The organism is Micromonospora sp. URMC 106 (genome assembly GCF_051386395.1).
Taxonomy (GTDB): Bacteria; Actinomycetota; Actinomycetes; order Mycobacteriales; family Micromonosporaceae; genus Micromonospora.
This window is the reverse complement of record NZ_JBPQTP010000072.1, coordinates 22,790-34,064: the sequence shown is the minus strand read 5'-3', so window position 1 is coordinate 34,064 and position 11,275 is coordinate 22,790. Positions and strand designations below refer to the sequence as shown.

8 protein-coding genes are annotated in these 11,275 nt (G+C 77.4%); 1 reads left to right on the top strand and 7 read right to left on the bottom strand.

The window, feature by feature from the left end; genetic code table 11:
- Positions 1 to 31 precede the first annotated feature (31 nt).
- From serS to ACSNOB_RS21275, 5 genes are all read right to left on the bottom strand, one after another.
- Positions 32 to 1,318 carry a serine--tRNA ligase gene (gene serS, locus ACSNOB_RS21295; protein WP_393103045.1) on the bottom strand — a complete coding sequence of 429 codons (1,287 nt, stop codon included), beginning with the start codon at positions 1,316 to 1,318 and terminating at the stop codon, positions 32 to 34.
- Positions 1,319 to 1,469: 151 nt separating this feature from the next.
- Complete coding sequence (locus ACSNOB_RS21290) at positions 1,470 to 2,546, bottom strand: MerR family transcriptional regulator (protein WP_436688222.1); 1,077 nt, start codon at positions 2,544 to 2,546, stop codon at positions 1,470 to 1,472.
- A gap of 137 nt (positions 2,547 to 2,683) precedes the next feature.
- The gene (locus ACSNOB_RS21285) at positions 2,684 to 3,865 is read right to left on the bottom strand and encodes a saccharopine dehydrogenase family protein (protein ID WP_436688218.1); all 1,182 of its coding nucleotides are present in this window, start codon (positions 3,863 to 3,865) and stop codon (positions 2,684 to 2,686) included.
- 44 nt (positions 3,866 to 3,909) lie between these two features.
- Entirely contained in the window at positions 3,910 to 5,088 is a 1,179-nt protein-coding gene (locus ACSNOB_RS21280; RefSeq protein ID WP_436688217.1) for a zinc-dependent alcohol dehydrogenase, read from the bottom strand.
- A complete protein-coding gene (locus ACSNOB_RS21275; protein WP_436688221.1) occupies positions 5,085 to 5,513 on the bottom strand; it encodes a hypothetical protein in 429 nt (142 codons plus the stop codon). The genes ACSNOB_RS21280 and ACSNOB_RS21275 overlap by 4 nt, the downstream gene beginning before the upstream one ends.
- 152 nt (positions 5,514 to 5,665) lie before the next feature.
- Between ACSNOB_RS21275 and ACSNOB_RS21270 the strand changes: the two genes are divergently transcribed.
- Positions 5,666 to 8,695 carry a LuxR C-terminal-related transcriptional regulator gene (locus tag ACSNOB_RS21270; RefSeq protein ID WP_436688220.1) on the top strand — a complete coding sequence of 1,010 codons (3,030 nt, stop codon included), beginning with the start codon at positions 5,666 to 5,668 and terminating at the stop codon, positions 8,693 to 8,695.
- Between the two features lie 41 nt (positions 8,696 to 8,736).
- On the opposite strand, the gene ACSNOB_RS21265 is transcribed toward ACSNOB_RS21270, so the two are convergent.
- Positions 8,737 to 9,282 carry a DsbA family protein gene (locus tag ACSNOB_RS21265; RefSeq protein WP_393103053.1) on the bottom strand — a complete coding sequence of 182 codons (546 nt, stop codon included), beginning with the start codon at positions 9,280 to 9,282 and terminating at the stop codon, positions 8,737 to 8,739.
- Positions 9,283 to 9,515: 233 nt separating this feature from the next.
- On the bottom strand, positions 9,516 to 10,202 hold the full coding sequence (locus tag ACSNOB_RS21260; RefSeq protein WP_393103055.1) for a BON domain-containing protein: 687 nt from the start codon (positions 10,200 to 10,202) through the stop codon (positions 9,516 to 9,518).
- Positions 10,203 to 11,275: the final 1,073 nt, after the last annotated feature.

Sequence of the window (11,275 nt, the reverse complement as noted above, 5' to 3'; positions counted from 1 at the left end):
GGGACGGGGGCGGGACGGGGACGCGGGTGGGTCAGCGGAGCGGGGTGAGGCGGTCGGTGCCGAGGCGGTCGCGGAGCACCTCGGGCACCAGCACCGAGCCGTCCGGCTGCTGGAACTGCTCCAGGATCGCCGGGAGGAGCCGGCTGGTCGCCAGCGCCGACCCGTTGAGGGTGTGCACGAAGCGGGTCTGCTTGCCGCCCGGCTCCCGGTAGCGGATGGCCGCCCGGCGGGCCTGGTAGTCGCCGCCCCAGGAGACCGACGAGACCTCCTTGTACTTGCCGGTGCTCGGCATCCAGACCTCGATGTCGAGGGTCTTCCGCATCGCGGCGCTGGCGTCGCCGGCCGAGAGCAGGCTGCGCTGGTAGTGCAGGCCCAGCCCTTCGACCAGGCTCTCCGCGTGGCCGACCATCTGCGCCAGGGCGGCGTCGGCCTGCTCCGGCAGGGTGAACTGGAAGATCTCCACCTTGTTGAACTGGTGGCCGCGCACGGTGCCGCGCTCGTCGGAGTGCGAGCCGGCCGCCTCGCGCCGGTAGCAGGGGGTGTACGCGAAGACCTTCAGTGGCAGCTTCGTGGTGTCCAGGATCTCGTCCTGGTAGGCGCCGAGGATGGCCGTCTCCGCGGTGGGCAGCAGGAACTGCCCGCGCGGCGCGGACTGCCTGTCCAGGTGGTAGACGTCGTCGTAGAACTTCGGGAACTGCCCGGCGGCGAAGCCGGCGCTGTCCAGCAGCAGGTGCGGCGGGAGCAGGAACTCGTAGCCGGCCTCGATGTTCCGCTCGATCAGCCAGTTCACCAGCGCCCACTCCAGCCGGGCGCCCATGCCGGTGTACATCCAGAAGCCGGAGCCGCCGAGCTTGACCCCGCGCTCGTGGTCGACCAGGCCGAGCGCGCGGCTCAGCTCCACGTGGTCGCGGACCTTCTCGATGACGGGGGGCTCGCCGAAGGTCTTGACGACCCGGTTGGCCTCCTTGCCGCCGGGCACGACGTCGTCGGCGGGCAGGTTGGGCAGCTCGCTCATCCGGCCGCGCAGCCGGGCCTGCACCTCGTCGAGCTGACTCTCCAGCTCGGCGAGCTGCTTGCGCTCGGCCTCCGGGGCGCTCACCTGCGGCTCGGTGCCGGCCCGCTTCGCCTGCGCGTACGCGCGCGCCTCGGCCTTGCGGCGCTGCCGCTCGGCGTCGATCTCGCTGATCAGGGCGCGGCGTTCCTGGTCGAGCCGCTGGATCTCGTCCAGGGCCCGGGTGACCTCGGCGGGATCCAGTCGCTTCGCCAGCGCGGTCGCCACCGCCTCGCGATCCTTCCGGATCAACTCCATGTCGAGCATGCTGCTCCGTACGCCTCCGTCCGGACGTCTGGTGGACCCCCAGATGCTACCGTCGCCGCTCGGTGCGACCCGGAGCGCCCGCCGACCCGGCCCGGCCGGCGCGCCTCACCGCCCCCGAACCGTCCCGGCCGCCGGTGCCCCACCGGCGGACTCACAGGCGGATCGGCATCAGGATCGAGAAGGCGTCGGCGTCGTCGGGGCGGCGCACGGCCAGCGGCGCGATCGGGCCGTCCAGCTCCAGCAGCAACTGCCCGCGGCCGGCGGCGTCGAGGGCCTGGAGCAGGTACCCGCCGTTGACGCCGACCCGGACCGCGTCCTCCTCCCCGGCCAGCTCGTCCGCCCGGAACAGCCGCGCCCCGCCCCGGCCGTCCGGCCCCAGCACGGTCACCGCGAGCGGGGTGCCGTCGTGCCGCCGGGTGACGACGGGGGCGTCCGCGCTGGTCAGGGCCGACCGCAGGGCGGCGGCGTCGACCGTGAGCCGGTGCGTCGGCGCGTCGTCGGGCGCCGCGCGCAGCAGGCGGCGATAGTCCGGGAAGTCGTACGGCAGGGCGGCGGCGTCGACCCTCCGGCCGGCCACGGAGACCGAGATCGACCCGTCGGTGACGGTCAGGTGCGCCTCGGGGGTGGTCCCCGCGCCCGCGTCGAGCAGGGCCCGCACCTCGTCGACGAAGGCGACCGGGGCGAGCACCCGCGCCGCCGGCCCGTCGACCCGGCCCGCCGCCCGGCCCAGGGCCATCCGGTGCCGGTCGGTCGCCACCAGCCGTACGCCGTCGCCGTCCACGTCGAGCAGCACGCCGGTCAGCACCGGCAGGTCGGGGTCGGTGCCGACCGCGAAGCGGACCGCGTCCACGGCGGCGGCCAGGTCGGCGCGGGACAGGACGACGCGGGTGGTCACGGGGCGCTCCTCGGGATCGATCAGCGTACGGATCCGGGAGAGCTCGCGGCGGGCGTCGGCGAGGCCGTCCTCCAGCCGGCGCAGGTGCGCGTCCAGCAGGCGGTGCACCTCGGCCGGCTCGGCCCGCAGCGCGGCGGCGATCTCGGCCACCGGCATGCCGACCCGGCGCAGCCCGGCGACCAGCCGGGCGGGCGCCACCTGGTCGCCGGTGTACCAGCGGTAGCCGGTGACCGGGTCGACCAGGGCCGGGGTCAGCACCCCGGCCGAGTCGTAGAACCGCAGGGCGCTCACGGTGAGCCCGCTGGCCCGGGCCAGCTCGCCGATGCTGCGCAGGTCGCTCTCCACGGCGGTGATCCTGTCGTCTCAACCTGGTCGAGGGTCAAGCCGCCGGCCTGGGCGGTCCGCTCGGCGCGGCCGGCGGCGGTGGCACGCCCGGCCGCCGGCGTCAGGCGCCGCCGGCACGGCCACGGTCAGCGGGGCGGGTCCAGCACCCGGAAGGTCATCCCGGCCTTGACCAGCCGGTCCAGCAGCGCGTCGCCCATCGCGGTCACCGGGGTGACCTGGCCCGAGGTGGCCGGCAGGTCGTCGGTGGCCAGGCAGAGCGCCGACTCGGCGAGCATCTTCGCCGTCTCGTCGTAGCCGGGGTCGCCGCCGGCCACCTCGGTCAGCACCCGCCGGCCGCCGCCGGTGCCGAGGAACCGCACCCGGAACCACGACTTCGCTCGCTGCTGCGGCGTCGGCCCCTGCCCGGAGGCGAGCCGGCCGAGCAGCCAGCGCCGGGTCGGCGGCAGCCGCACCAGGGCCACCAGGCCGCCCAGCCCGGCCCCGGCGGCCAGCACCGTGGGCAGCCGCCTGACGGCGGCGAAGTGCCGGTAGCGGAAGTCCGGCCCGTACTCCGGGCGGGCGGCGGCCGAGCGGCGGACCACCTGCGGGTCGATGGTCGGCAGCGGCACCGTCCACATGCCCAGCTCCGTCGAGCGGGCGACCCGGCCGGGCACCGCGCGGACCCGTCGCCCGGTCGGTCGCGGCTCGACCTGCCGCCGTTCGCGGGCGGCCCGGGACGCCTGCGCCGTGCGGGAGAACGCGGTGAGCGCCGAGTGGTACGTGCCGGCGGAGAACCGCCCGCCCGCCCGGACGAAGCCGTCGACGGTGATCGGCACGCCGTCCGGCAGGTGCTTCAGCGTGAACCAGACGCCCAGGTCGTGCGGGATCGAGTCGAACCCGCAGGCGTGCACCAGCCGTGCCCCGGTGCGCTCCGCCTCGGCGTGGTGGCGCACGTACATCAGGTCGACGAACTCGGGCTCGCCGGTGATGTCCAGGTAGTCGGTGCCGGCGCGGGCGCAGGCGGCGACCAGCGGCTCGCCGTGGTGGACGTACGGGCCGACGGTGGTGGCCACGACGCGGGCGCTCCCGGCCACCGTCCGCAGCGACTCCGGGTCCGTGACGTCGGCGGTGAGCAGGGGCAGCCCGGCCAGCGCCGGGTCGATCCCGGCCAGCCGGTCCCGGACGGCGGCCAGCTTGCCGGGGTTGCGCCCGGCGAGGGCCCAGCGCAGCCCGGGCGGGGCGTTGCGGGCCAGGTACTCGGCGGTCAGCCCGCCGGTGAAGCCGGTGGCCCCGAACAGGACGACGTCGTACGCCCGCTGCTCACGCATCCGCCGAGTCTGCCACCCGGCCCGGCGGGTCGCAGCGTTCCGCCTCAGCCGCCGGCGGGCGGAGGGTCGGGGCTGAGCACGACGCGGACGCAGCCGTCGGCGCGGTCCCGGAACAGCGCGTACCCCTCCGCGCCCCGCTCCAGCGGCAACCGGTGGGTGGCCAGGTGCTCGGTGCGCAGCTCGCCGCGGGCCATCCGCTCCAGCAGCATCGGGATGTAGCGCTGCCCGTGCTGCCGCGCGCCCCGCACGGTGAGCCCCTTGTTGGTGACCGCCCCGAGCGGGAAGGTGTCGACGAAGCCCGTGAACTCGCCGAGCACGAAGACCGAGCCGCCCTTGCGGCAGGCGTGCACCGCCTCGCGGATCGCGGTCGGCCGTTCCGCGCCGCCGGTGAACCGGTCCGCCAGCGACCGGGGGCCGGGCCCGTTCCGGGCCGCCCCGACCGCCTCGACGCAGACGTCCGGGCCCCGCCCGCCGGTGCGCTCGCGCAGCTCGGCGGGGACGTCGGTGAGCCGGTGGTCGATCGTCTCCGCGCCGGCGTGCCGCTCGACCATCCGCAGCCGGTCGTCCTCCGCGTCGATGACGATCACCCGTTCCGCGCCGAGCAGCGCCGCGGCCCGCGCGGTGAGCTGGCCGACCGCGCCCGCGCCCCAGACCGCCACCACGTCGCCGGGGCGCACCCCGCCGAGGTCCGCGCCCATCCAGCCGGCCGGCGCGGCGTCCGAGGCGAACAGGGCCCGGTCGTCGCTGACCGGCTCCGGCACGGGGAACGCGCCGACGTCCGCGTACGGCACCCGGACGTACTCGGCGTGGCTGCCGGCGAAGCCGCCCATCGCCCGGGGCTGGCCGAACGCCCCGCCGGTCGGGTGGCCCCACGCCGCCTCGGCGACGGCCGGGTCGGCGCTGCCGTTGTCGCAGCAGGAGGGCAGGTCCCGCCGGCAGTACCAGCAGGAGCCGCAGGAGACCGAGGAGCAGACCACCACCCGGTCGCCGACCCGGTGCCGGCGTACCTCCGGGCCGACCTCGACCACCTCGCCGAGGAACTCGTGGCCGAGCACGTCCCCGGCGGCCAGGAAGGGCACCCGCCCGGCGAGCAGCGGCAGGTCGCCGCCGCAGGTGGCGCTCTGCCGGACCCGGACGACGGCGTCGTGGCCGTTGCGCAGCTCCGGGTCGGGCACCTGCCGTACGGCCAGCTCGTCGGCGCCCACCCAGCACAGCGCCCTCACCGCGGCAGCCCCGCCGGTCGGTCCACGGCGGAGCGGTCCGCGCGGAGCACCTCGCCGGTTTCGGCGAGCTGTTTGACCTGCCGCAGCGCCCGGCGGATCAGCAGCCCCGGATCGTCGCCGACGAGGTGCGCGGCGAGCCCGGCCGGGGACGCGCCGGTCAGCGGCCGGGCGGCCAGTTCGGTGCCCCGGCAGCCGGGCGCCGGGCGCAGTTGCACCTGCACCGCGCCGCCGAGCCGGCGCAGGGGCTCCGGCCAGCGTCCGCCCGGCAGCACCTCGTCGGGCGCGCGGTCCACGGTCACCACCTGCCAGCGCGCGGACCGCGGGTCGGCACCGGCCGGACGGGGCCAGCCCGGCCGGCGTACGGCCAGCGCCCGGAGCGCCGCCGCCCCGGCCGCCGCGGCGAGGGCGAGCCCGGCCCCGGCCATCCCCACGATGCGTCCCACCGGTCCCTCCGTTCCCGCGCGTCCATCCCGGTCCTCCGTCCCGCGCGGCCCCGGGGCGCGCCGTCGCGCGCGGCCGGTCGCCACGTGCCACCAGGGTCGCCGGGGCCGGGGTGAAGCGGGCTCCCCCCGAAGGGGTGAACCGGCCCCGGCCGGGTAACCGCCCGCCGCAGGGCCTGGGGGAGTGGACGCGTCCGTGGGGGTGGGGCCGGATGCCGGAGCACGTACGGGACACGGAAGTCGTCGCGGTCGCGGGCGGGCCGGCGGGCGCGCCGCTGCTGGCGTCCCGGCTGAGCCCGGCCGCGCCGCCGGAGCCGCTGCTGCTGCGGCCCCGGCTGCTGCGGGCGCTGGACGCGGGGACGGCCGGCCCGGTCACCCTGGTCCGCGCCCCGGCGGGCTGGGGCAAGACGACGCTGCTCGCCGCCTGGTTCCGGGCCGCCGGGGAGGCCGGCGCGCACCGGGGCCGGGTGGGGGAGGGACCGGTGACCGCGGCGGCCGAGGGCGCCCGGGAGACCGGGTCGCCCGGCGCGAGCCCGGGCGACTTCGGCGCGACGGACGCCCCGACGGACCCCGCCGGGCCGCGGGCGGCCTGGGTGTCCGTGGAGGCCGTCGACGACGGGGACCGGCTCTGGTCCTACCTGGCCGCGGCGCTGCGGGCGGCCGCCGATCCCGCCGACGACGTGCCGGGACCGCCCGTGCCCGACCGCTCTCCCCGCCCCGACCAGCTGGAGGTGCTGGCCGCGGCGCTCGCCGCCCGGGAACGGCCGGTGCTGCTGGTCCTGGACGACCTGCACCGGATCACCGACCCGGCCGCGCTGACCGGGCTGGACTTCCTGCTGCGCCACGCCGAGCAGCGGCTGCGGCTGGTGGTCGGCGCGCGGGCCGGGCTGCCGCTGGCCGTGCACCGGCTGCGGCTGGCCGGCGAGCTGACCGAGATCGGCCCGGAGGAGTTGGCCTTCACCGGCGACGAGATCGCCGACCTGTTGACCGCGCACGGGGTGACGCTGCCGGCGGCCGGGGTGCGTCGGCTGCGGGAGCGCACCGGCGGCTGGCCGGCGGCCCTCCGGTTCGCGGCGCTGGCGCTGCGGGATCAGCCCGACCCGGCCCGCTGGGCCGAGCAGTTCGGCGGCGACCAGCCGGAGGTCGCCGGCTACCTGCGCGAGGAGGTGCTCGCCGGGCTGGATCCGCGGGCCCGGGACGTGCTGCGGCGCTCCGCCGTCGCCGACGCGGTCTGCGCCGGGCTCGTCGACGCGCTCACCGGGCGCGCCGACGGCGAGCAGGCGCTGGCCGGCCTGGCCGGCGACAGTGGGCTGCTCCGCCGCGACGACAGCCGCCCGCCGTGGTACCGCTGCCAGCCGCTGCTGGCCGACCTGCTGCACGCCGAGCTGGGTCGGTTGCCCGCCGACGAGCTGCGCGACCTGCACCTGCGGGCGGCCGGCTGGTACGCCGACAACGGGCGGCCCGCCGACGGGTTGCGCCACGCGCTGGCCGGCGGGGACTGGGACCGGGCCACCGAAATCTTCGTCGGCCGGTGGCCGGAGCTGGTCCCGTACGACCGGGACGCGCCCGCGGGGCCGGCGCCCGCGCCCCCGCCGCCGGAGGCCGTGCGGCGCGACCCGGAGCTCGCACTCGCCTGCGCCGCCGAGCGCGCCCGGGCCGGGGACGTCACCGCCGCCGCCGGGCACCTGCACGCCGCCGTGGCCGCCGGCCGGTCGCTGCCGGCGCCGCGCCGCGACCGGTTCCGGCGGCTGGTCGCCGCGCTGGAGGTCACCCTGGCCCGGCTGGCCGGCGACTCCGGGGCGGTACGCGCCGCCGCCGGCCGGCTGCTCGCCGGCCGCCCCACGCCGGGCCCGACCGGTCCGACCCCGCCACCCGCGACCGGTGCCGTCCCGACCGGTGCCGCCGCGATCGGCCCGGCGGAGCCGGGGGCTGCCGCCGGGCTGCTCGACCCCGGTCCCGCCGTGCCGGCCGAGCCGCGCGGCGACGCCGCCGAGGACGCCGACGTGCGGGCGGTGGCCGGCACCGCGCTCGGGCTGGCCGACCTGGCCGACGGCGACCTGCCCGCCGCCGGGCTCGCCTTCGCCCGGGCGCTGGCGGCGGCCCGCGACGCCGGGCGGCCGCGTACGGAGCTGGTCTGCGCCAGCCGGGCGGCCCTGCTGCACGCCGTGCGGGGCGAGCTGCGGGCCGCCGAGACGCTGGCCCGGGACGCCCTGGCCATGCCGCCCTGTCAGGGCTGGTCGTGCCGGGAGGACTGCGCGCACGCGTACCTGGCGCTGGCCGTGGTCGCGCTGCACCGGGACCAGCCCGAGGAGGCGCAGGCGCACCTGGCGCTGGTCGCGCCGGCCACGGACGAGCCGAGCGTGGCGGCGGTGGCGGCGCTGTGCCGGGCGTACCTGCTGCGCGACGCCGGTGACCTGCCCGGCGGGCACCGGGCGCTGGCCGAGGCGCGGGAGCGGCTGGCCGATCGGCCCCGGGCCGCCGAGCTGGCGTCCTGGCTGCTGGCCGCCGAGGCGGACCTGCGCGGGGCGCGCGGCGACCTGGACAACGCCCGGCGCCTGCTCGCCGACCGGGTACGCGACACCGCCGCCCCGCCGCTGGCCGTCGCGCTGGCCCGGGTGGAGCTGCGCGCGGGCGACCCCCGTGCCGCCGGGTACGCGCTGCCCGACTGGGAGGCGCCGGAGGCGGCCGACTGGCCGCTGCCCGTACGCCTGGACGCCGCCGTGCTGGACGCGGTGCTGGCCCGGCGGGCGGGCGACGACCGGCGGGCCGGACGGGTGCTGGAGCGGGCCCTCGACCTGGCCGGGCCGGAGGGGTTCCGGCGGGTCTTCACCCGCGCCGAGACCGGACTCCGGGACCTGCTCGCCGCCCACCTCGACGCGGGCACCGCGCACTGGCCGACGGTCAGCGACCTCGTCCGGGGCGCGGACGCGCCGGCCGAGGGAGCGCCGGCGGAACAGGGCCCGGCGGCGCTGGACGAGCCGCTGACCGAGCGTGAGCTGACCATCCTGCGCTACCTGCAGAGCATCCTGTCGAATGTGGAGATCGCCGCCGAGCTGTCCCTGTCGGTCAACACGGTCAAGACCCACGTGCGCAACATCTACCGCAAGCTCGACGCGACCCGCCGGCGCGAAGCCGTCCGCCGCGCCCGCGACCTGCACCTGATCTGAACCGCCACCCGCGCGGGCGCGGGTGGCGGCGGGCAGGCGGGTCAGGGGGTGGCGGCGTCGACCGCGGCCAGGAGGTCGGCCAGGTCGTAGCCGGCGTCGTGGCGGACCCCGTTGACGAAGAGGGTGGGGGCGGCGGCGACGCCGCTGCGGATGCCGCCGACGAAGTCGCGCCGCACCCGGTCGCCGTGCGCCTGCCGTTCCACCTCCGCGGCGACCTCGTCGGCGGGCAGCCCGAGCTGCGCGATGCCGAGCGACAGGTGCACCGGGTCGAGCTGGTCCTGGTGCTCGTAGAGCCAGTCGTGCATCGCCCAGAACCGCCCCCGCCGCCCGGCCGCCTCGCTCGCCTCGGCGGCGTGCTCGGCGTACGGGTGCATGTTGACGATCGGGAAGTGCCGGTACGCCAGCCGCACCGTGTCGGCCCGCTGCCGCAGCAGCTCCCGCAGGTTCTGGTACGCGGCCCCGCAGAACCGGCACTGGAAGTCGCCGTACTCGACGATCGTCACCGGCGCGTCCACCGGCCCCCGGACGTGGTCGTCGTCGGCCAGCGGGGTCCGCAGGCGGGCGGTGACCTGGAGTGGGGTGGTCATCCGGTCGTCACCCGCCGATCCGTGTCGAGGCGCTCCGACGCGGCGCCGGGCACCGCGGCCGGCGGGCGGGACCCGGGCGCGGCGCGCCGGGGTCGGGTCGACCCCTTCGGATCAGTCATGTCTCCCAGGCTGGCCCGGGGCGGGGTGAGGGCGGCTCACCCCGCCCGGGTGGTTCCGCCTGCGGCGCGGCCACCCCGGCCCGCCGGGGCGGGGCGTGGCGGCCCGGGCGCGGCTCAGCGCAGCACCGGGGCGACCGCGATGTGGTTCTGCACCTCGCGGATGCCCGGCGCGCACCAGGCGGTGCGTTCCACCTCGGCCCGCTCCGGCATCGAGTGGACGAGCCCGCCGAGCACCACCGTGTCGCCGTGCACCCGGACGGTGATCCGCTCCGCCTCGGTGGCCCGGTTGCGGGCGAGCGCGTCGACGATCCGCTCGGCCAGGACGTGCCCGTCCGGCCGGGTCTCGGGGCGGACGGTGATGCCGTTGCTGACCCCGCGTACGCCGGTCAGCCGGGCGACCGCCCGTTCGGCGGCGCGGCGCTGGTACTCCCAGTCGACCTCGCCGTGCAGCGTCACCCAGCCGTGCGAGACGGTCACGTCGAGCTGCTCCAGCGGGACGAACGCGTCCCACTCCAGCGCGTGCCCGGCCGCGGCGGCGATGTCCGGGTCGGCGCGTTCGGCGCCGGTGCCGAGTCGCACCGCCAGGTCGTTGGCGACCGCCCGGACGCGGGCGACCCGGTGCGCCGCCCGTTCGGCGGCCCACTTCTTGGCATAGCTGTCGACCCGACCGGTCAGCGTGACCACGCCCTCGGAGACGGTCACGCCGATCTCGTGCGGCCGCACCCGGGGTTCCCAGGTCAGCTCGTCGAGGACGGCGGACTGGATGTCCTGGTCGGTACGGCTGATCGTCGCGATGGCCATCTGTCACTCCTCACGGGATAGCTGCCCGGTGCGCACGGGCCCGCCGGAGCCGATCCTGGCGCCCTCGGGGGTGAGGGGTCCTCACCCGATTGGGATGGCGTGGCCATGGGAGCGCTTCCAGAAGCGTGCCGGATCGGCTAGGGTAAGCGCGTTCCTCGGGTGCGGGAGCCATCGCGCCGATGCCGGGGCCTGGGCAGCTCCGGTGCGTTCCGCACGTCCCCGTTGCCGGGCGTGGCCGTCCCACGTCCGCTCCCGGCGTCTCCACCCGGAAGGAACCGCAGATGCGGAGAAGATCCGTCGGCGCGGTGGTGTCCGCGCTGGTCGTCGCCGCGACCCTCGTGGCGGCACCGTTCACCGCGGCCGGCTCGCCCACCGCCGCCGCGGCCGCCGCCGAGGCGTACACCTGGAAGAACGTCCGGATCGACGGCGGTGGCTTCGTCCCCGGCATCGTCTTCAACCCCACCGAGAGGAACCTGATCTACGCCCGCACCGACATCGGCGGGATGTACCGGTGGGAGCAGGCCAGCCAGTCCTGGAAGCCGCTGCTGGACTGGGTCGGCGCGGAGAAGTGGGGCTGGAACGGCGTGGTCAGCGTCGCCACCGACCCGGTGCAGACCAACCGGGTGTACGCGGCGGTCGGCATGTACACCAACGACTGGGACCCGAACAACGGGGCCATCCTGCGCTCGGCCGACAAGGGCGCCACCTGGCAGGTCACCGAGCTGCCGTTCAAGAACGGCGGGAACATGCCCGGTCGGGGCATGGGCGAGCGGCTCGCCGTCGACCCGAACAAGAACAGCGTCCTCTACTACGGCGCCGAGGGCGGCAACGGCCTGTGGCGCAGCACCGACTTCGGGGCGACCTGGGCGAAGGTGGCGAACTTCCCCAACGTCGGCAACTACCGGGCCGACCCCAGCGACCCGAACGGCTACAACGGCCAGAACCAGGGCCTGACCTGGGTCAGCTTCGACAGGAGCACGGGTACGCCGGGCAACGCCACGCAGACCGTCTACGTCGGCGTGGCCGACAAGGAGAACCCGGTCTACCGCACCACGAACGGCGGCGCCACCTGG